Source organism: Marinobacter maroccanus, assembly GCF_002933275.1.
GTDB lineage: Bacteria > Pseudomonadota > Gammaproteobacteria > Pseudomonadales > Oleiphilaceae > Marinobacter > Marinobacter maroccanus.
In genome coordinates this window covers 31,166-50,073 of record NZ_PSSX01000025.1, presented here as the reverse complement: position 1 = coordinate 50,073, position 18,908 = coordinate 31,166, and the positions used below count along the sequence as shown (strand labels likewise).

Annotated in this window: 20 protein-coding genes, 1 rRNA gene and 1 other RNA gene; 19 read left to right on the top strand and 3 right to left on the bottom strand. The window is 57.3% G+C overall.

From position 1 onward, the window contains the following. The 13 genes from rrf to KEHDKFFH_RS18620 form a co-directional block, all read left to right on the top strand. Positions 1–92, top strand: a 5S ribosomal RNA gene (rrf, locus tag KEHDKFFH_RS18680); the annotation flags it as partial. Positions 93–221: 129 nt separating this feature from the next. Continuing rightward, positions 222–1,772, top strand: coding sequence for a 2-isopropylmalate synthase (locus tag KEHDKFFH_RS18675; RefSeq protein ID WP_104323305.1), 1,551 nt, complete (start codon positions 222–224; stop codon positions 1,770–1,772). 36 nt (positions 1,773–1,808) lie between these two features. Beyond that, positions 1,809–2,621 carry a 2-isopropylmalate synthase gene (locus KEHDKFFH_RS18670; protein ID WP_104323304.1) on the top strand — a complete coding sequence of 271 codons (813 nt, stop codon included), beginning with the start codon at positions 1,809–1,811 and terminating at the stop codon, positions 2,619–2,621. Then, positions 2,621–3,106 (top strand): ribosomal protein S18-alanine N-acetyltransferase, encoded by a 486-nt coding sequence (gene rimI, locus KEHDKFFH_RS18665; RefSeq protein WP_104323303.1) that lies wholly within the window; start codon positions 2,621–2,623, stop codon positions 3,104–3,106. The genes KEHDKFFH_RS18670 and rimI overlap by 1 nt, the downstream gene beginning before the upstream one ends. A gap of 88 nt (positions 3,107–3,194) precedes the next feature. Further along, positions 3,195–4,775, top strand: coding sequence for a peptide chain release factor 3 (gene prfC / locus KEHDKFFH_RS18660; protein WP_104323302.1), 1,581 nt, complete (start codon positions 3,195–3,197; stop codon positions 4,773–4,775). A gap of 21 nt (positions 4,776–4,796) precedes the next feature. Continuing rightward, positions 4,797–5,582, top strand: coding sequence for a TatD family hydrolase (locus KEHDKFFH_RS18655; protein WP_104323301.1), 786 nt, complete (start codon positions 4,797–4,799; stop codon positions 5,580–5,582). A 193-nt stretch (positions 5,583–5,775) separates the two neighbouring features. Then, positions 5,776–6,204: a 50S ribosomal protein L13 gene (gene rplM, locus KEHDKFFH_RS18650; protein WP_008176556.1), complete on the top strand. Its 429-nt coding sequence runs from the start codon at positions 5,776–5,778 to the stop codon at positions 6,202–6,204. 12 nt (positions 6,205–6,216) lie between these two features. Beyond that, a complete protein-coding gene (gene rpsI, locus KEHDKFFH_RS18645; RefSeq protein WP_104323300.1) occupies positions 6,217–6,609 on the top strand; it encodes a 30S ribosomal protein S9 in 393 nt (130 codons plus the stop codon). Between the two features lie 243 nt (positions 6,610–6,852). Then, on the top strand, positions 6,853–7,446 hold the full coding sequence (petA, locus tag KEHDKFFH_RS18640) for a ubiquinol-cytochrome c reductase iron-sulfur subunit (RefSeq protein ID WP_064226993.1): 594 nt from the start codon (positions 6,853–6,855) through the stop codon (positions 7,444–7,446). Next, the gene (locus KEHDKFFH_RS18635) at positions 7,446–8,678 is read left to right on the top strand and encodes a cytochrome b (RefSeq protein ID WP_104323299.1); all 1,233 of its coding nucleotides are present in this window, start codon (positions 7,446–7,448) and stop codon (positions 8,676–8,678) included. The genes petA and KEHDKFFH_RS18635 overlap by 1 nt, the downstream gene beginning before the upstream one ends. Then, a complete protein-coding gene (locus tag KEHDKFFH_RS18630; RefSeq protein ID WP_104323298.1) occupies positions 8,678–9,433 on the top strand; it encodes a cytochrome c1 in 756 nt (251 codons plus the stop codon). Before KEHDKFFH_RS18635 ends, KEHDKFFH_RS18630 begins: the two co-directional genes overlap by 1 nt. A gap of 108 nt (positions 9,434–9,541) precedes the next feature. Then, positions 9,542–10,171, top strand: a complete 630-nt coding sequence (locus KEHDKFFH_RS18625) for a glutathione S-transferase N-terminal domain-containing protein (protein ID WP_104323296.1) — start codon at positions 9,542–9,544, stop codon at positions 10,169–10,171. Positions 10,172–10,230: 59 nt separating this feature from the next. Next, positions 10,231–10,647, top strand: coding sequence for a ClpXP protease specificity-enhancing factor (locus KEHDKFFH_RS18620; protein ID WP_192875810.1), 417 nt, complete (start codon positions 10,231–10,233; stop codon positions 10,645–10,647). Positions 10,648–10,692: 45 nt separating this feature from the next. Here KEHDKFFH_RS18620 and KEHDKFFH_RS18615 read toward each other — a convergent pair whose 3' ends face one another. From KEHDKFFH_RS18615 to KEHDKFFH_RS18605, 3 genes are read right to left on the bottom strand one after another with little or no spacing between them, the layout of a single operon-like run. Next, on the bottom strand, positions 10,693–11,283 hold the full coding sequence (locus tag KEHDKFFH_RS18615) for an SIS domain-containing protein (protein ID WP_104323294.1): 591 nt from the start codon (positions 11,281–11,283) through the stop codon (positions 10,693–10,695). Positions 11,284–11,294: 11 nt separating this feature from the next. After that, positions 11,295–11,660, bottom strand: coding sequence for a YraN family protein (locus KEHDKFFH_RS18610; protein ID WP_104323293.1), 366 nt, complete (start codon positions 11,658–11,660; stop codon positions 11,295–11,297). A gap of 24 nt (positions 11,661–11,684) precedes the next feature. Further along, positions 11,685–13,613, bottom strand: coding sequence for a penicillin-binding protein activator (locus tag KEHDKFFH_RS18605; protein WP_241956557.1), 1,929 nt, complete (start codon positions 13,611–13,613; stop codon positions 11,685–11,687). Positions 13,614–13,688: 75 nt separating this feature from the next. Between KEHDKFFH_RS18605 and rsmI the strand changes: the two genes are divergently transcribed. The 6 genes from rsmI to KEHDKFFH_RS18575 all read left to right on the top strand — a co-directional run bounded on the left by rsmI (position 13,689) and on the right by KEHDKFFH_RS18575 (position 18,904). Beyond that, positions 13,689–14,585 carry a 16S rRNA (cytidine(1402)-2'-O)-methyltransferase gene (rsmI, locus tag KEHDKFFH_RS18600; protein ID WP_104323290.1) on the top strand — a complete coding sequence of 299 codons (897 nt, stop codon included), beginning with the start codon at positions 13,689–13,691 and terminating at the stop codon, positions 14,583–14,585. 53 nt (positions 14,586–14,638) lie between these two features. Continuing rightward, positions 14,639–14,988: RNase P RNA component class A (gene rnpB / locus KEHDKFFH_RS18595), an RNA gene on the top strand. Positions 14,989–15,290: 302 nt separating this feature from the next. Further along, a complete protein-coding gene (gene mraZ, locus KEHDKFFH_RS18590) occupies positions 15,291–15,743 on the top strand; it encodes a division/cell wall cluster transcriptional repressor MraZ (RefSeq protein ID WP_104323289.1) in 453 nt (150 codons plus the stop codon). Beyond that, the gene (rsmH, locus tag KEHDKFFH_RS18585) at positions 15,740–16,723 is read left to right on the top strand and encodes a 16S rRNA (cytosine(1402)-N(4))-methyltransferase RsmH (protein WP_104323287.1); all 984 of its coding nucleotides are present in this window, start codon (positions 15,740–15,742) and stop codon (positions 16,721–16,723) included. Before mraZ ends, rsmH begins: the two co-directional genes overlap by 4 nt. A 2-nt stretch (positions 16,724–16,725) precedes the next feature. Further along, positions 16,726–17,130: a cell division protein FtsL gene (gene ftsL, locus KEHDKFFH_RS18580; protein ID WP_104323286.1), complete on the top strand. Its 405-nt coding sequence runs from the start codon at positions 16,726–16,728 to the stop codon at positions 17,128–17,130. A 34-nt stretch (positions 17,131–17,164) separates the two neighbouring features. Next, entirely contained in the window at positions 17,165–18,904 is a 1,740-nt protein-coding gene (locus KEHDKFFH_RS18575; protein ID WP_104323285.1) for a peptidoglycan D,D-transpeptidase FtsI family protein, read from the top strand. Positions 18,905–18,908: the final 4 nt, after the last annotated feature.

The window sequence follows — 18,908 nt, the reverse complement described above, 5'->3', positions numbered from 1 at the left end:
ACCACCTGATCCCATCCCGAACTCAGAAGTGAAACAGACCAGCGCCGATGGTAGTGTGGCGTTGCCCATGTGAGAGTAGGTCATCGTCAGGCTCTTAATACCGAAACCCCAGCATCCTCGATGTTGGGGTTTTTTATTGCCTGAAACTCAGGTCCTCACTCATCTCAGCCCGGTGATATACTCTCTCCATAACGAACGAAATCTCAGAATGGAGCCTGCCAATGCCTGCCACTGATCACCTGGTCATCTTCGATACAACGCTCCGTGATGGTGAGCAAAGCCCCGGCGCCACCATGAACAAAGCGGAGAAGCTCCGCATTGCGAAAGCGCTGGAAAAGCTCCGTGTCGACGTTATTGAGGCAGGGTTCGCGATTGCCAGCCAGGGTGATTTCGAGGCGGTAAAGGCGATCGCTGAGTCCATCAAGGACTCAACGATCTGCAGTCTCGCCCGGGCGCTCGACAAGGATATTGATCGCGCGGCAGAAGCTATCCGGCCGGCACAGCGCGGGCGTATTCATACGTTTATAGCCACGTCGCCCATTCACATGAAGCACAAGCTGCAGATGCAGCCGGATGAAGTGATTGAGCAGGCGGTTCGCTCAGTGAAACGCGCGCGGAGTCATGTCGACGACGTCGAATTCTCCTGTGAGGATGCCGGACGTTCCGAGCTGGACTTCCTCTGCCGGATCATCGAGGCCGCAATCGATGCCGGTGCCAGCACGATCAATATCCCGGATACAGTCGGTTACGCCATTCCCGAGCAGTTTGGTGAAACCATTCGTCAGTTGTTGAACCGGATTCCAAACGCGGACAAGGCCATTTTTTCGGTGCATTGTCACAACGATCTGGGGCTGGCTGTGTCCAACTCCCTGGCGGCGGTTTCCCAGGGGGCCCGTCAGGTGGAATGCACCATCAATGGTTTGGGTGAGCGCGCTGGAAACGCGGCGCTCGAGGAAATTGTCATGGCGGTTCGTACTCGTCAGGATCTGTTCCATATCGATACCCGCATTGATGCCCAGCACATCGTCCCTGCGTCGCGGCTGGTGTCCACGATCACCGGGTTTCCTGTACAGCCCAACAAGGCCATCGTCGGCGCCAATGCCTTTGCCCATGAGTCCGGGATTCATCAGGATGGGGTTTTGAAGCATCGGGAAACCTACGAGATTATGCGTGCGCAGGATGTTGGGTGGCACACCAATAGCCTGGTGCTGGGTAAGCATTCCGGGCGCAACGCCTTCCGCACCCGGTTACTGGAACTCGGAATTCAGTTTGAGACCGAAACGGAACTGAACGAAGCGTTCACAAGGTTCAAGGCACTCGCAGATCTGAAACATGAAATTTTTGACGAAGATCTGCAGGCGATAGCCAGCGATACCCGACAGAAAGAGGAAGATGGCCGGTATGGTCTGGTTTGCATGCAGGTATGCTCGGAGACTGGAGTGGTGCCAAAAGCCAACTTGACCCTGACGGTAGACGGCAAAGAACATAAGGTTGAAGCAGAAGGCAGCGGGCCGGTTGATGCCACGTTCAAGGCAATCGAATCTCTAGTGGATTCAGGCTGCAACCTCCAGTTGTATTCTGTAAACAACATTACCAGCGGCACCGACGCCCAGGGTGAGGTGACTGTGCGTCTGGAACGCGGTGGCCGGATCGTTAACGGCGTCGGTGCCGATACTGATATTATCATCGCGTCCGCCAAGGCTTACATTGAGGCCCTGAACCTGATCAGTAAGGGCGGAATTCGACAGCATCCCCAGGTTGCGGATGTGTGAGAGTGTAAATTCGGTGAGTTTTGGCAGGCGAAGTTAATGATTGGATCGGAAGCAGAGCGTCAGTTTTACCTGGGAGCGGCGGGAATACGGATGTGGTATGCCCGGCATCCGCTGCCGGGTTCGGCGCCCAGTCCGGAGTTTGAGTTCCCTGAAGCGACTGATGCTCCGGATACAACCCCTGGCATTTCCGAGTCTGTACCGCCCCCGGTAAGAGAGTCAGGCCGCGCGGCTCCGGGTAAACCGGCAGTGCGGGATCGAACGGAGGGCGTTGCCCGAATAGCGGATCTGCAGGCCTTGATGGACAGTGAGGCGGTCGCTCCGGGAACAACATCGCGACTGTCCCCCGAATCGCCTTCCGTATCGGACACTGTTACGGACTCCCCGACGCCAGAGCCGCGAGAGGCGATGGTAGGGCGATCGTCCACGATTCCCTCTGAACGCATGAACCTCATGATCTGGGCCGGAAACGGAGTGGCACTGATCGGGGCCATGACCGCGGATGCCAGCAGTCGGCTGCAGGAAACCCTGGCGATAAATATCCTTAAGAGCCTGGGAGAGGATCAACCTCGGGTTCTGGGGCATGTGGCCTGGCCTATCTTCAATAATCTTTTGGTGCCCGGGAACTCCGGCAATGACTTTGCTGAAGTGATGCGCAGTGTTCTGTCAGGCCTGGAACGCCAGCAGGTGATTATCCTGCAGGGTGGAGAGGATTCTGAGCAGAGCTGGCTGGTGGAAGGGCTTGGTCGTGACGCAACAGTCCGGTTTCCGCACACCCTCGCGGAGATTGCCGGTAATCCGACACTGAAACGGTCGCTCTGGCAGCAGATACGGCCTCTGGTCGCCCGTTAATGGCCTATCCCGAAACCTACCAAAAAGTCCTTGAGGCCGATCAGCTGGTGCGGCCTCTGGCGCCTGAAGATGTTCCGGCTGTGCTTGATATAGAGCGCCAGGGGTATTCCCATCCCTGGAGCGAATCGGTGTTTCTTGATTGTTTCAAGGACAACTACCGGCTCTGGGGTGCTTGCCATGGCGATATGCTAATAGCGTACGCTGTCGTTAACTACATCGTTGATGAAGCGCATTTGCTGAATATCTGCGTCCACCCGGGCGCCCGCGGTGAGGGTGTCGGGCGCTATCTCCTGAGGCACGTGCTGGCAACGGCGGCCCATGAAGGCATGTCTCAGCTGTTGCTCGAAGTCAGGGTCAGCAATCATGCCGCTATCGCTTTGTACCAAGATGAGGGCTTTCACGAGGTCGGCCAGCGACCCGGGTATTATCCGGCTGCCAATGGCCGGGAGGATGCACGCGTTCTGATGCGTGCTCTGGGCCATTGACCGGTTCAGTGCGAGTTAGCGTCACAGTCGCATAGGGCCTATAATGGCCGCCTTTTCCAGAACATCAGATTCAGGTTGCTCTTCGATTATGTCTAACCTTTCCCAGGAAGTGGCCAAGCGCCGCACCTTTGCCATTATTTCGCACCCGGATGCCGGTAAAACCACCATTACCGAGAAGGTGCTGTTGTTCGGGCAGGCGATCCAGAAAGCCGGTACCGTCAAGGGAAAGAAATCCGGCCAGCACGCCAAGTCTGACTGGATGGAAATGGAGAAAGAGCGGGGCATCTCGGTAACCACGTCCGTTATGCAGTTTCCCTATGGCGGCAAGCTGGTGAACCTTCTGGATACGCCGGGCCACGAGGATTTCTCCGAGGATACCTACCGGACCCTGACAGCGGTGGACTCCTGCCTGATGGTGATTGACAGCGCCAAGGGTGTCGAGGAGCGTACCATCAAGCTGATGGAAGTTACGCGTCTGCGGGATACCCCCATTCTCACATTCATGAACAAGCTGGACCGGGATACCCGGGATCCGGTGGAGCTGATGGATGAAGTTGAGGAGGTCCTGAAGATCGCCTGTGCGCCGATCACCTGGCCCATCGGCATGGGCAAGAGCTTCAAGGGTGTGTATCACCTGCTTCGGGATGAGGTCATCCTCTATCAGTCCGGCCAGGGGCACATGATTCAGGATAAGCGGATTATCTCGGGGCTGGATAACCCGGAGTTGGACCAGGCCATCGGCGCCTATGCCGACGACCTGCGTGATGAAATTGAATTGGTCAAAGGCGCGTCCCACGAGTTCGATCAGGAAGCCTTTCTTGCCGGCGAGTTGACGCCGGTATTCTTTGGTACGGCCCTGGGTAACTTCGGTGTCGACCATATGCTGGACGGCCTGGTGGAATGGGCCCCGGCGCCACAGGCACGGGAAACCGATCAGAGACTGGTCCAGCCTGCAGAGGACGGCTTTTCGGGCTTCGTCTTCAAGATCCAGGCAAATATGGACCCGCAACACCGCGATCGCGTTGCCTTCCTCCGCATTGTCTCCGGCAGTTACAACCAGGGCATGAAGGCCCGTCATGTGCGCATCGGCAAAGAAGTGCGTTTTTCCGACGCACTGACCTTCATGGCCGGTGACCGTGAGCACGCCGAGCAGGCCTTTGCCGGCGATATTATCGGCCTGCACAATCATGGCACCATTCAATTGGGCGATACCTTTACTGCCGGCGAAGACATGAAGTTCACCGGTATCCCGAACTTTGCCCCGGAACTGTTCCGCCGGATTCGCCTGAAGGATCCGCTCAAGGCGAAGCAGCTCCAGAAAGGGTTGATCCAGCTGTCGGAAGAGGGTGCCGTACAGGTATTCAGGCCGCTGCGTAATAACGATCTGATCGTTGGCGCAGTAGGGGTTCTGCAGTTCGACGTGGTGGTCAGTCGCCTGAAAAGTGAGTACAAGGTCGAGGCGATCTATGAGCCGATTAACGTCGCCACGGCTCGGTGGGTGACCTGCAGCGATGAGCGCAAGCTGGACGAGTTCCAGCGCAAGAACAACGACAACCTGGCCCTTGATGGCAGTGACAGGCTCGCTTACATTGCTCCGACCATGGTGAACCTGAATCTGGCCCAGGAAAGGTATCCGGATATCCAGTTCCACAAGACCCGGGAGCATTAACGGTTCCGGGCGGAGGTGACTGTGCAGCTGATCGACGCCCATTGCCATTTTGATTTTCCCCAGTTCGATGGCCGCCGCGATTCGGAGCTTGAGCAGGGCCGATCGCGGGGGCTTCGCGGGTTGGTAATACCCGGTGTCAGGCGACCGGACTGGGGGCGGGTCCGTGACACAGCGCTGGCGCATGAGGGTCTGTTTTACTGTCTTGGCATTCATCCCTGGTTCGTTGACGAGCATTCGGAGGCAGATCTGACGGAGCTCCGCCGGCTGCTGGAGGCTCGTCCCGACCGCTGTGTGGCAATCGGTGAGTGCGGGCTCGATCGCATCCGGGGCCGTCTCGAAGCCCAGTGGCCCTGGTTTGAAGCGCAGGTGGCGCTGGCTGACGAACTGAACATGCCCCTGGTGATTCACTCCGTAAAGACCCATGACGAGGTGCATAATCTGCTCAACCGGCGGCAGTGGGACGGTCGGGCCCTGCTTCACGGTTTCAGTGGAAGTTTTCAGCAGGCCAGCAAGCTGGTTGACCTGGGGTGCTTCATCGGCGTGGGTGGTGTGATTACCCACCCCCGGGCCCGAAAGACCCGGGATGCAATCGCAAGGCTGCCGCTGGAAGCGCTGGTGCTTGAAACGGATGCGCCGGATATGGCGCCAAAGGGCGTTCAGCAGGGGCAGAACGCCCCGCGGTATCTGCCTGATATTCTAGATGTCCTTGCGGAGATCCGTGGCGGGACGCCGGAGCAATTGGCGCCGGTGCTGCTGGATAATGTGTCCCGTTTATACGGCTGGTCCGGCGCCGGTATAGGGGAATAACGAAACGAACCGACACAGGGTTGGCTTTCCTGGGTGGTTCGAGTATACTTCGCGCCCTGGCTTTTCAAGGCGATGTCATTATCTCAGCCCCGAATGATGGCACCGCAACACAGGTATGGAACCTCCTCCGGATGCCTTGCATTTACCGGTGGTGGTTTTTAACGTTTCTTATATAGCGTTCAAGGCGGAATCAATGAAGACTCTGAGTGCGAAACCAGAAACAGTAAAACGTGACTGGTACGTTGTAGACGCAGCCGGCAAGACGCTGGGTCGTCTGTCAACCGAAATCGCCCTACGTCTGCGGGGCAAGCATAAGCCTGAGTACACCCCTCACGTAGACACTGGCGATTACATTGTTGTGATCAACGCGAGCCAGGTGCGGGTTACCGGCAAGAAAGCATCTGACAAGATGTACTACAGTCATACCGGCTTTCCGGGTGGAATCAAATCCATCAACTTCGAGAAGCTGGTCGACAAGGCTCCCGAGCAAATCATTCAGAAGTCTGTCAAAGGCATGCTTCCGAAAGGCCCGCTCGGTCGTGCCATGTTCAAGAAGCTGAAAATCTATGCCGGCGCTGAGCATCCTCACGCAGCCCAGCAGCCCAAAGAACTCGACATTTAACGGAAGGCGGATATGTCTGTAGCACAAAATTACGGTACTGGTCGCCGCAAGACATCCACGGCTCGGGTTTTTATCAAGCCGGGAAGCGGTAACATCTCTATCAATGGTCGCTCAATCGAAGATTTTTTCGGTCGTGAGACTCTGCGCATGATCGTTCGTCAGCCGCTGGTTGTTGCCGAATCTAGCGATCGTTTTGATATCAACATCACCGTCAAGGGTGGTGGTATCAGTGGCCAGGCTGGCGCTATTCGCCATGGTCTGACCCGCGCTCTGATGGATTACGACGAAACTCTGCGTCCGGCGCTGCGCAAAGCGGGCTACGTTACCCGTGACGCGCGTGAAGTCGAGCGTAAGAAAGTGGGTCTGCGCAAGGCGCGTAAGCGTCCTCAGTACTCCAAGCGTTAATCACGCTGGAGCAGATCCTGGAAAACCCGGCCCTTTTCGGTCGGGTTTTTTTATGTTCGGGCGATTTGTCAGCAAATTGATCTGGAACAGGGATGAGGCGCCAGCGGCGGCTTTCCGACTTGTAAGCCCCTGGTAATTTCATTACCATTTGGGCGCTTATATTTTTGGGTTGTGAAGTCCTTTTAGATGCACATTGCCGGCGGTTTTGCGGGCTGTGACATCGCCTGATGGGAGAAAACCATAATGAGTAATGGCGACGTGAGCCAAGGCCGGCGCCGGTTTCTGATCGGTGCTACGTCTGTGGTGGGTGGAGTCGGCGTCGTCGGTGCGGCCGTTCCTTTCGTGGCATCCTGGAATCCCAGTGCCAAAGCGGAAGCAGCGGGTGCACCGGTAACCGTCAATGTCAGCAAGATTGAACCGGGTCAGCAGATTACGGTCGAGTGGCGGGGTAAGCCGGTCTGGATCATCCGCCGTACCGAAGAAATGCAGGCGAATATCGAGAAGCTTAACGACCGGGTAAAAGATCCCCAGTCGGAAGCGCCTCAGCAGCCACCGTATATTGATGGCATCCTGCGTTCCCTGAAGCCGGAATTTGCCGTGCTTGTAGGGCTGTGTACCCATCTTGGCTGTGTTCCGTCCTACCGACCGGAAGTTGCTCCGGCGGATCTCGGTGACGAGTGGCTGGGTGGTCTTTTCTGCCCGTGTCACGGTTCCAGATATGATATGGCCGGAAGGGTCTACGAGGCGCAGCCTGCTCCCCTGAACCTCGAGGTGCCGCCTTATCGTTTTGACGACGATGCGACCCTCACGATTGGTCTTGATCCGGAGGCAGCGTAATGCAAAAGCTGATTAACTGGGTAGACGAGCGTCTGCCGATCGTCGATGCCTGGAACAAGCATCTGGGCAAGTATTACGCGCCGAAGAACTTCAACGTGTGGTACTTCTTTGGCTCCCTCGCCATGCTGGTTCTGGTAAACCAGCTGGTTACCGGGATCTGGCTGACCATGAGCTATAACCCCTCCGGTGAAGGTGCGTTTGCGTCTGTCGAGTACATCATGCGTGATGTCGAATGGGGTTGGTTGCTGCGCTACCTGCACTCTACCGGTGCTTCGGCATTCTTCGTTGTGGTGTATCTCCACATGTTCCGGGGGCTGATGTATGGCTCCTACCAGAAGCCGCGTGAACTGATCTGGATCTTCGGTATGTTGATCTACCTGATCCTGATGGCTGAGGCGTTCATGGGTTACCTGCTGCCCTGGGGCCAGATGTCCTACTGGGGTGCTCAGGTTATCGTTAACCTGTTCGGTGCTATTCCAGTCATTGGTGAAGATCTGTCACTGTGGATTCGTGGCGATTACCTGATTTCCGGCATTACCCTGAACCGCTTCTTCGCATTGCACGTGGTGGCGCTGCCGATCGTTCTGCTTGGTCTGGTTGTGCTTCACATCCTGGCGCTGCACGAAGTGGGCTCGAACAACCCTGACGGTATTGATATCAAGAAAAACAAGGACGAAAACGGCATTCCGAAAGACGGTATCCCGTTCCATCCTTACTACACTGTGCACGACCTGCTGGGCGTCGGTGTGTTCTTCTTTATCTTTTTCATCGTCGTGTTCTTCTTCCCGGAAGGCGGTGGGCTGTTCATTGAGAAGCCGAATTTCGAACCGGCAAACCCGCTGAAAACACCAAATCACATTGCTCCAGTCTGGTACTTCACACCTTTCTACGCAATGCTACGTGCGGTAACCATTGACCTGTTCGGTCTGGATGCCAAGTTCTGGGGTGTTGTGGTGATGGGTGCGGCGATCGCCATTCTGTTCGTGCTGCCCTGGCTGGACAGAAGCCCGGTACGCTCAATGCGCTACAAGGGCTGGTTGAGTCGGATTGCCCTGGCCATTTTCGCAATCAGTTTTGTCGTGCTTGGCTATCTTGGCCTGGTGCCGGCGACTGAAGGCCGCACCATGGTTGCCCAGGTTCTGACGGTGCTGTACTTCCTCTACTTCATCCTTATGCCGTTCTATACGCGTATGGAGAAAACCAAGCCAGTTCCAGAGAGGGTGACAGGATAATGAGAAAGCTGATTTTTGGTCTTTTCATCGCGGTCCTGCCAGCTCTCGGGCTGGCAGCGGGTTCAACCGTGCCGCTGGACAGCTTTGAGTCAGATCACTCTGACAAAGCTTCTCTGCAGCGCGGTGCAGCCCTGTTCACCAACTACTGCATGGGCTGTCACTCCATGGAATATGCTCGCTACAAGCGTGTGGCTGACGATCTGGAGATTCCCGTCGAGCTGTATGAGGAAAACCTGATCTTCACCGGCGCCAAGATTGGCGAGCTGATGAAAAACTCCATGAACAAGGACATGGCTGCTGACTGGTTCGGTGCGCCGCCACCGGATCTCACGCTGGAAACCCGTTTGCGTGGCGAGGCGTGGGTGTATTCCTACCTGCGTGGTTTCTACAAGGACGAGTCCCGTCCGCTGGGCGTGAACAACGTGGTGTTTCCGGCTGTGGGCATGCCCCATGTTCTGGTTGGCATGCAGGGGCTTTGCGCCGTTGAGCCCAGTATCGGTACCCCGGCCAGCGTTGAGCCTTTGAGTGGCAACATCAACAACGCGGACGTTTGCCCGGAGTACGCTATCGAAGGCAGTATGTCGGGAGCCGAGTTTGACCAGGCTATGTATGATCTGACCAACTTCATGTCGTACATGGGTGATCCGATCAAGCTTGAGCGTGAGCGTCTGGGGATCTTTGTCCTGATCTTCGTGGCCATCTTCTTCGTGTTCGCCTACCTGCTCAATCGTGAGTACTGGAAGGACGTACACTGAGAAATAGGGTATAATCCCGTCCCCTGAGTTCCAGCGGGCATAACCGGCCCGCTGGATTTTTGCGTTTTTTCAGGATCATTTCGGTTTGTTTACTCGTGAGGTAGTTCTATGGGCGTTGTGACCAAGCGGTCATCAATGACGTTTTTCTCGGATCCGGCCAGCCATTACAGCCACAGAGTGCGCATTGTTCTGGCAGAGAAGGGTGTTACCGTCGATATCGTTGATGTGGATCCCGACAATCCGCCGGCTGAACTGGCCGACCTGAACCCGTACAACGCCCTGCCGACACTGGTGGATCGTGATCTGGTGCTTTATGAGCCCAACATCATGATGGAGTACCTCGACGAGCGTTTCCCCCATCCGCCCTTGTTGCCGGTGTACCCGGTTGCCCGCGCCAACAGTCGTCTGATGATCCATCGCATTCAGAAAGACTGGTGTGGCCTGGTTGACCAGATCCTGGCGCAGCCGAACGCCAAGGCCTCTGACACAGCGCGCAAAGAGCTCAAAGAGAGCCTGTTGGCGACGGCGCCGCTGTTTGGGGAGATGCCGTTCTTCCTGTCCGAAGAGTTCACTATTGTAGACTGCTGTATTGCCCCAATCCTCTGGCGCCTTCCGTCGCTGGGTATTGAGCTGAACGAAAAGCAGGCCAAGCCACTGCAGAAGTACATGGAGAGCATCTTCAGTCGGGAAGGGTTCAAGGCAAGCCTGTCCGATCTGGAAGAAGACATTCGCAGCTGATTTGGTAACGTTCCGCTGGCCGGAGCAGGAGAGTGGCAGTGGCTGAGAGTAAAAACACCATGACGTCCAGCCGCCCGTACCTGGTACGAGCATTCAATGAGTGGATTCTGGACAATGACTGTACCCCCTACATTGTGGTGGACGCAGGCATTCAGGGTGTACAGGTGCCGACCGAGCACGTGGCAAACGGGCAAATTGTTCTGAATATCAGTCCGGGAGCGGTGCGTGGCCTGGTTATCGGTAATGGCGCACTCGAATTCAGTGCCCGTTTCGGTGGCGTGCCCATGCAGGTGTTCATTCCGCTGCAGGCGGTTATGGCAATCTACGCCAAGGAAAACGGTGAGGGCATGGTATTCGGTAGCGAGCCAGGCTCCCCGGATCCGGACGGCACTTCCCGTGAACGTGAAGGTGAGCAGTCTCCATCCGGGCAGGAAGATCGCCCTTCGGGCAGGCCAACCCTAAAGGTTGTTAAATAAGCCTCGCCCCATCGTCTTGAGAAAGCCAGCCTACGCTGGCTTTTTTTATCCTCCAAAGATTTTGGCGTCGATCAGCCCGCACAGCGCGTTGATGATCAGTAGCAGCAGTGGCGTCGCCTCGTTGGGGCTGAGGTTGTTCAGCGCAATTTCGTGATCTTCCGGGTGCAATAGCGACGTTATGTCCGATTTCTCTCTGGCACTGAGAACCACAACGCTCATTTCCCGGTCATGGGCGACCTGGATCGCCTGAATAAGGTTTGCCTTGTGGCCATCGTCGACAACCACGAAAAGAAGGTCTCCGGGTTTGCCGATAGCTCTGACCTGGCGGGAGAATGTGTCGTTGAAACGGTTATCCCGGCAGATCGCGGAATAAGTGGTCGCATCGGCTCCGAGATTGATGGCGGGTAGTGCGGGTCTGTCCTGGTCGAACCGGTTCAGAAGGGCAGTGCAGAAGTACTGAGCCAGAATGTTGGCATTGCCATTGGCGCAGGTGATGATTTTTCCATCCTGGAGCAGAGTGCCCACGAAGGCATTGGCAACCTCCTCAATATCAGGACCCACGGTGCTGGCGGCCTGGGCGGTATGCTCCATATGGCTTGCGAACCACTGATTGATCTGGTGTTCGGTGTCGGTCATTTTCGGTATCACTATCCTGCCAGAATTGCGTTCCTGATCCATTGTACCCGGTATTTTTTGACGGTACCCGGGCTGATGGCAACCACGTCTATCCGTGAGAGACTGTCCCAGAGTCCGTGTCGGTGCAAATAGAATGAAACTGCACGAATCAGGCGTTTCTGTTTGGGGTAATTGATTGAGCTTGCCGGGTTAACGAGACTGCCCGCGCCTCGATAGCGGACCTCAAAGAACACAAGGGTTTCGCCATCCTGGCCCACGAGGTCTATTTCGCCGCCGCGATTGTAGACATTGCGCTCAAGAATCCGGACGCCTCGACTGGCAAGGTATCGGGCTGCGACGCCTTCGAAATGATTGCCTAGAGTTTTGGTGCCATCCATGGCAGCTGATTTGCTCCTGTGGTGTTATTCGCTGAGGGGCGCGGTTTCCTGTTCCGGGGCTTCTGCCACGCTCTCTTCGGTCACGGGGTCAGGGATGAGCTCTGGAACCCCACTGCGGAACTGGGCCCATAGCTGTTTTCGGTGGATGCTGCCCTGAGACGTCATGGTCAGTACACCGGTCTGCCCCGATATCGAGGCGCTTTCGACCTGTTTCAGCAGTGGCAGGCGTTTACTCAGTTGCCACGCATCGGCGCCCATGGCGAACAGGCGACCGGGTTGGCCACGGGTGCCGGACAGGTTTTCCGTGGCCCGGATGCGCAGTTCGTTGTCGTCGCCCAGAACCCAGGGGATGTCGGTGAAAATAACCCCGTTCAGGTCTCGGTCACGGGACGGTGCGGGTGTCCCCTCATAGATAATGGAGGGTGAGTAAACCGGCAGGTCACCCCCGAAATAAAACGCAAACAAGGGCTTGAACTGCCGCGCCACCGTGGGCTCTGCCACCATGACGATGGCGTCTGCGTCCTGCCGGCGCCTCGGCTCGAACTCGACGTCCATACCGATGGTCCGTTCAACCTGAATGGCCCGGTCCCTGGAAACGGTGATGCCCAGCAGATCGGCCGTCACCGCTCGAAGGTTGTCCTCCCGGTAGAAGCGTTCAATATCCAGGGCAACGCCTTCATGGGAGGCCATGCGTTTCAGCAATGCCGCCTCAACGCGATCGCCCCATTCGCCGCCGGGGATAAGAACCAGAACCTGACGCAGTTGTTCGGCGGCAAGCCGGTCGGCAATCTGCCGCGCCTCGTCTTCGGCGGAAAGCCCGAATTGATAAAGCCCGTCAGCAGGCTTGGTGTCCGCGGGCAGGTAATTCAGCCCTAGCGCGGGCACCGGCAGCGTATTCATTGAGCCAAGGCCGGCAAGCGCTTCTTTTTCCAGGGGGCCTACAATCAGGTCGATATCCTGCTCGGACAACTGTTTGTAAAGATCGCTGAACGATGTGCCCGCGGTGTTGAAGATGCGAATGTCGGTTTTACCACGGTCAGCAGAGTCGTCGAGGTAGTAGGCCGCCAGAAAGCCGTCGCGAATCGCCTTGCCGGCGGTTGCCAGCGGCCCCTCGAGGGGCAGGACGAGGGCGATTTTTTCAGGGCGGCTTTCGGCCAGCGTGGCGATCAGTTGCAGCTCCGAGGGCAGTACCTGGGCGGCCGGATGACCGGGCCAGTTGTTCTGCCAGCCACGGATGATTCGGCCCTGCTCGTCAATGCCGGCGTCCGGCGTCCGCACGAGGCTGGCCAGTTCCAGCCATCCCTGGGCTTCGTAGCCGATGGCCTCGGCAGAGGCCGAGCTGAGCTCGCTGTCGGGAACCTGTTTCAGCAGGGACCAGACCCGGTTGTGAATCTGTTGAGCATCTGCGGTGTTGTCCGTCTGGGCCAGCAGAATCAGGGTCATGGCTGCAGACATGGGCTCACCGGCCAGGGCGAAGGTGTCCGCCTGCAGGTTGGCGGCCCGGGCAATCAGGTCCGCCGGGTAGTCTATAAAGGTCGACGGGGTGAGTTCGCCGGCGATCTCTTTTGCCCAGGATTCATCTTCGAGGGCGGTTGCGCTTGCCATGGCCAGCAGGAGTTTCTGATTGCCTAGCCCGGGAGCCGGTTGCGTCAACTGCTGACTTTGGAGTAGCGTTCGGGCCGCCGTGTGATTGCCCTCGTCCTGGAACCGGCTGGCAATCCGGAGCAGGTAGCCCTGGGCGGTTTCGATGTTGTCTTCGTTGCTGGCCAGTTCCAGTGCCTGATCAGCGGTTTGTGCAACATGGGTTTCGAGATTCACGGTGGCGCAACCAGCCGACAAAAGGGCGGCAGTAAACACGCTGGCCAGGGCTCGTTGATGAATGCGGATCTTTATCATGGCAGGCTCGACATACTCCGGATGATTGGGCTTGTAGCGCCAGACTAACGGTGGCAAGTTTAACAGCTCCGGGGTTAATTCACATGACGTAACTGTCACGGTCCCGGACTCCCCACAAGAGAGGCAGAAGCTTTGAAAAACGAGGTCAGCGATTTCCTGTCGTCAGATAGCCGCAAGGGTGAATCGGGTGGCATGCTCTATGTCGTTGCCACGCCCATCGGCAATCTTGATGATCTGTCTCCACGGGCCACCCGGACGCTGGCCAGTGTGGATGTGGTGGCTGCCGAGGATACACGGCACAGTGGTCGGCTGTTGAACCATTTAGGTATACAGAAGCGAATGATCGCGCTCCATGACCATAACGAGAAGGATCGTGCCGCCGGGATTCTGGCTGAGCTTCAGGCCGGGCGTGATGTGGCTCTGATTTCCGATGCCGGTACGCCGCTGATTTCGGATCCCGGTTATTTGCTGGTGCGCGAGGCCAGGGCTGCGGGGCATCGTGTCAGTCCGATCCCCGGCCCCTGCGCGCTGGTGGCAGCATTGAGCGCCGCCGGCCTGCCGACGGATCGCTTTCTGTACGTGGGGTTTTTGCCGGCAAAACGCTCTGGCCGCAGAGCCAGTCTGGACTTGCTGAGCAGTGAAGTGGCGACCCTGGTTTTCTATGAGTCGCCCCATCGGATTCTGGAATCGGTACGCGATATTGCGGAGGTGCTGGGATCCGACCGAGAGATTGTCCTTGGTCGCGAGATTACAAAGACTTTTGAAACCTTCTATTCCGGTTCAGTGGCCGAAGTTCTGGCAGAGCTGGAGCGTGACCCTCACGGAAGCCGCGGCGAGTTCGTAGTTATGGTTCGTGGTGCGATGGCCCAGGCGGGTAACAGTCGAGAAGCTACCCTGGATGTGGACCGGGTGCTTCGTGTTCTACTGGCGGAGCTGCCGGTCAAGAAGGTCGCTAAAATGGCTGCGGAGCTGACCGGGCTTTCGAAAAATGAGCTTTACCAACGGGCCCTGGCGCTGAAGGATGGCTGAACACCGTGGCAGTTTCTCTTGCAAGGCTATGGGTGCAGGAGTATTGTCTCGCCCGAGCTCGCCAGACAGTCGCCGCCGGTTTTCCGGGGGAGGAAAGTCCGGGCTCCACAGGGCAAGGTGCCAGGTAACGCCTGGGCGGCGCGAGCCGACGGAAAGTGCAACAGAAAGTATACCGCCTAAGCGCCTTCGGGCGCCGGTAAGGGTGAAACGGTGCGGTAAGAGCGCACCGCGTGGCTGGCAACAGTCCACGGCGATGGTAAACCCCACCTGGAGCAAGACCAAATAGGAATCCAATGGCGTGGCCCGCGCTGGATTCGGGTAGGTTGCTTGAGGTCTGTGGTGACGCAGACCCTAGATGAATGACTGTCCAAGACAGAACCCGGCTTATCGGCGAGCTCGCTCTTTTTCCTTCCTGTAACGTCTGTCATTCTCAGCAGGCGTTCTTTATAGCCAAAAAATCTTAAACCTCACTTGCAGTCTGCAGACTTTTTTGCAGGTATTTGATTTTACTTCTTTTCTTTTCCGTAATCTCACCATTCCATCGAATCCAGCTCTGTAACCTATTGTCATAAAAGGAAGTTTTCCAAGTGTGGCGCTGTTTGCGGCGCTTGCATTGTGTATTGCGTGTTTCTATAGTGTGCAGAAGTGGGAAAAAGTGGAATCTAGTGGTTTTTTGTGGATATCAGGCGCCCAGAGACAGCGTAAATGAGTAATTTTCTCGGCAGTCATGCCATCAATATGGATGCGAAGGGTCGCCTGGCGATCCCCGCCAAGGTGCGCGAAGAGCTCGCGCAGGCCTGTGGTGGGCGCATTGTGTTGACGGCAAACGCTGACGAGGAGCGGTGCCTGCTGCTGTATCCCGAGCCCGAATGGGAGGTTCTGCGGCCCAAAATCGAGGCGCTTCCGAACATGAACAAGGCGGCTAGACGCCTGCAGCGCCTGATTCTGGGTAATGCCGCGCCGATGGAGCTGGACTCTGCCGGTCGCATCCTGATTCCACCAACTCTGAGAAGTTATGCCCATCTGGAGAAAAAACTGATGCTGATCGGGCAGGGCAAGAAGCTTGAGCTCTGGAGCGAAGAGCGCTGGTTCGCCTGGCTGGATGAGTCCTCTGATGATGAAGATATGCCGCCCGAGATGGAGGCGCTGTCCCTATGACCTCCGATCGCAGTCAGGAGGCCGGGGCGGCGTACTCGCATCGCTCGGTGCTCCTGGATTCGGCGGTCGACTATCTGGTCAATGACCCCGATGGCTATTACGTGGATGGCACCTTTGGGCGGGGTGGCCACAGTCGGTTGATTCTGGGTCGGCTCGGGGAGTCAGGGCAGTTACTTGGAATTGACAAGGACCCCGAAGCTATCCGTGCAGCGAACGAGCTGGAAGCCAAGGATCGCCGCTTCAACAGTTTTCACGGTTCGTTTGCCGAGCTTGGCGCTGCGGTAGCTGCTCAGGGCTGGCAGAAAGTTAACGGTGTTTTGCTGGATCTGGGCGTGTCATCGCCACAGCTGGATGATGCCTCTCGTGGGTTCAGCTTCATGCGTGACGGGCCATTGGACATGCGCATGAATACCGAGCAATCGCCCAGTGCGGCGGAGTGGCTCGCAACAGCGGAGGAGTCGGATATCGCGAATGTGATCTTCCGTTATGGCGAGGAGCGTTTCTCCCGCCGCATTGCCCGGCTCCTGGTCGAGCGTCGGAAGGAAACGCCCGTCGAGACCACTCGCCAGTTGGCCGAACTGGTCAGCGAGGCGGTGCCCAAGAAAGAAAAACACAAGCATCCGGCCACACGGACCTTTCAGGCAATCCGGATTTTTATCAACCGGGAGCTGGAGGATCTGGAAGTGGGTCTCCAGTCTGCTGTTGATCACCTTGCCCCGGGAGGGCGTCTGGTGGTCATCAGTTTTCATTCGCTGGAGGACCGGTTGGTGAAGCGATTCATGAGGGATCTGGCCCGCGGGCCGCAGTTGCCTAAAGGTGTTCCGGTAACGGCAGAGCAGGAGGCCTCGGACTTCCGTCTGGTGGGCAAGGCCAGTAAGGCCGGCGCTGACGAAGTAAGTGACAACGTACGCGCCCGCAGCGCAGTCATGCGGGTGCTGGAACGCACAGATATCAGGAAAAACTCGCAGGGGAGCGCGTAACCATGGGCGCGGTAGCTATTGAAGAACCGGTAAAAACGGCGAAGCTCAACAAGCGGAAGGTCCGCGACGGCGTTGCAACTGCAGTCCGGATTTCCAGGCAGGTGTTCGCCGCTACGAAGCAAGGCAAAGTGCTGGTCTCGCTTGGCCTGGTTGCCGTGTTGCTGGCTTCCTCCATCGGCGTGGTAGTGAGTGCCCACGAGAATCGGGAGCTCTTTAATACCCTGTCGCAGCTTCAGTCCGAGCGGGACCGCTATCAGAGTGAATGGAGTCAGCTGTTGCTTGAGCAGAGTGCGCTTAGCGCCCACGGTCGAGTCGAAAAGCTGGCGGCTGAACGCTTCAGCATGGTGGTGCCGGGGCGCCAGGATATTGTCCTGGTACCACTGATGTCGCCGGTTGCAAACCGATAATAAACGAAAACAACAACGATTCAGGGTGATCGACGTGTCCGATCAGGGAAAGAAGACAACATGGGGGCAGCGTTTGGCGTCCGGGCTGGCAGCCTGGCGTTTTGGCTCCGTCGTGGGCGTCTTTCTCCTGGTCGTGGGTGTGCTTGGCTGGCGCCTGGTCGACCTCCACGTCGTAGATAACGATTTCCTGCGCAAGCAGGGTGATGTCCGGACCATCCGGGTTGAAAGTATTGATGCTCACCGTGGTGTTGTCACCGATCGTTATGACGAGCCGCTGGCCGTCAGCACGCCAGTGCAGACCATCTGGGCCAATCCGTCGGAGGCCGACCCTTCCGAGGCACGACTGACCAACCTCGCGCGGCTTCTGGACATCAACGAGGCCTCCCTCCGGCAGCGCCTGAAAGAATACTCCGGCCGGGAATTCATTTACCTGCGTCGCAAGGTTCAGCCGGATCTGGCCAGAAAGATCCTGGATCTGGAGATTGATGGGATATACACCCGTCAGGAGTACCGTCGTTACTACCCTGCGGGAGAGGTGACCGCTCACGTTGTGGGTTTTACAGACATTGATGAGCGTGGCCAGGAAGGAATCGAACTGGCCTATAACCAGTGGTTGTCTGGTGAAACCGGCCGCAAACGCGTTCTGAAAGACAATCGGGGTCGCATCATCAAGGATCTGACCCTGATTCGTGATGCCAGCCCTGGTCAGAATCTCGCGCTCAGCATTGATTTGCGCCTCCAGTACCTGGCTTACCGGGAACTCAAAGCTGTTGTGGCGGCTCATAATGCCAGAGGGGGCACACTGGTCATGCTCGACGTGGATACCGGTGAGGTCCTGGCAATGGTCAATCAGGGGTCCTACAACCCCAATGACCGCAGTCAGCTAGCCGCCGAGAATCTCCGGAACAAGGCCATTACCGATCTGTTCGAGCCCGGCTCAACCATGAAGCCGATCACCATGGCGGCGGCTCTGGAGTCCGGCAGCTACTCGGTAAACAGCACTATCGATACCAGTCCGGGTTTCCGCCGTTTTGGTCGTTTTACCATCCGGGATCATCGCAACTATGGCGTGATGGATATGGCTGAGATCATCGTCAAGTCCAGCAACGTCGGAATCAGCCGGATTGCCACCGATCTCGGTGGCGATGTGATCCGCGATCTATACGCCCGTCTCGGGCTAGGGCAGCCAACCGGTATCGGCTTCCCGGGCGAAGCGGTGGGGGTGTTGCCATCGCCAGCCAAGTGGCGTCCGGTGGAAGAGGCAACGCTGTCTTATGGGTACGGTATGAGCGTGAACGCCCTGCAACTGGCCCAAGCCTATATGGTGATCGCTAACGGTGGTGTGCGCTATCCATTGAGCCTGGTCCGGCAAGACGAGAAGCCGGAGGGTCAGCGCGTGCTTTCGGAGCAGGTAACCCATCAGGTTCGCAATATGTTGCGCGAGGCGGTTTCGAGGGGGACTGGCAAACGTGCGCAGCCGGGATTCTACTCGGCCGGCGGCAAAACCGGGACAGTGCATCTTGTTGGTGCCCAGGGTTACGAAGACAGCCAGTACAAGGCGATTTTTGCCGGTATGGCGCCCATTGATAATCCCAGACTGGTTACGGTTGTGGCCGTTGATGCGCCGCAGTCCGGAGAATATTACGGTGGCGAGGTTGCTGCGCCGGTATTCTCCCGGGTGATGAGTGACGCACTGCGACTGCTGAATGTGAAGCCTGAACTGGAGGTGGGAGAAGCCGAAATGACTTCTTCCTCATCTGGAGAGCGAGGGTAGGCCT

Excerpts from the sequence above, each read along its gene's own strand:
- KEHDKFFH_RS18675 (WP_104323305.1), top strand. The coding sequence starts at position 222 with ATGCCTGCCACTGATCACCTGGTCATCTTCGATACAACGCTCCGTGAT.
- KEHDKFFH_RS18670 (WP_104323304.1), top strand. The coding sequence starts at position 1,809 with ATGATTGGATCGGAAGCAGAGCGTCAGTTTTACCTGGGAGCGGCGGGA.
- rimI (WP_104323303.1), top strand. The coding sequence starts at position 2,621 with ATGGCCTATCCCGAAACCTACCAAAAAGTCCTTGAGGCCGATCAGCTG.
- prfC (WP_104323302.1), top strand. The coding sequence starts at position 3,195 with ATGTCTAACCTTTCCCAGGAAGTGGCCAAGCGCCGCACCTTTGCCATT.
- rplM (WP_008176556.1), top strand. The coding sequence starts at position 5,776 with ATGAAGACTCTGAGTGCGAAACCAGAAACAGTAAAACGTGACTGGTAC.
- rpsI (WP_104323300.1), top strand. The coding sequence starts at position 6,217 with ATGTCTGTAGCACAAAATTACGGTACTGGTCGCCGCAAGACATCCACG.
- petA (WP_064226993.1), top strand. The coding sequence starts at position 6,853 with ATGAGTAATGGCGACGTGAGCCAAGGCCGGCGCCGGTTTCTGATCGGT.
- KEHDKFFH_RS18635 (WP_104323299.1), top strand. The coding sequence starts at position 7,446 with ATGCAAAAGCTGATTAACTGGGTAGACGAGCGTCTGCCGATCGTCGAT.
- KEHDKFFH_RS18630 (WP_104323298.1), top strand. The coding sequence starts at position 8,678 with ATGAGAAAGCTGATTTTTGGTCTTTTCATCGCGGTCCTGCCAGCTCTC.
- KEHDKFFH_RS18625 (WP_104323296.1), top strand. The coding sequence starts at position 9,542 with ATGGGCGTTGTGACCAAGCGGTCATCAATGACGTTTTTCTCGGATCCG.
- KEHDKFFH_RS18620 (WP_192875810.1), top strand. The coding sequence starts at position 10,231 with ATGACGTCCAGCCGCCCGTACCTGGTACGAGCATTCAATGAGTGGATT.
- KEHDKFFH_RS18615 (WP_104323294.1), bottom strand. The coding sequence starts at position 11,283 with ATGACCGACACCGAACACCAGATCAATCAGTGGTTCGCAAGCCATATG.
- KEHDKFFH_RS18610 (WP_104323293.1), bottom strand. The coding sequence starts at position 11,660 with ATGGATGGCACCAAAACTCTAGGCAATCATTTCGAAGGCGTCGCAGCC.
- mraZ (WP_104323289.1), top strand. The coding sequence starts at position 15,291 with ATGAGTAATTTTCTCGGCAGTCATGCCATCAATATGGATGCGAAGGGT.
- rsmH (WP_104323287.1), top strand. The coding sequence starts at position 15,740 with ATGACCTCCGATCGCAGTCAGGAGGCCGGGGCGGCGTACTCGCATCGC.
- ftsL (WP_104323286.1), top strand. The coding sequence starts at position 16,726 with ATGGGCGCGGTAGCTATTGAAGAACCGGTAAAAACGGCGAAGCTCAAC.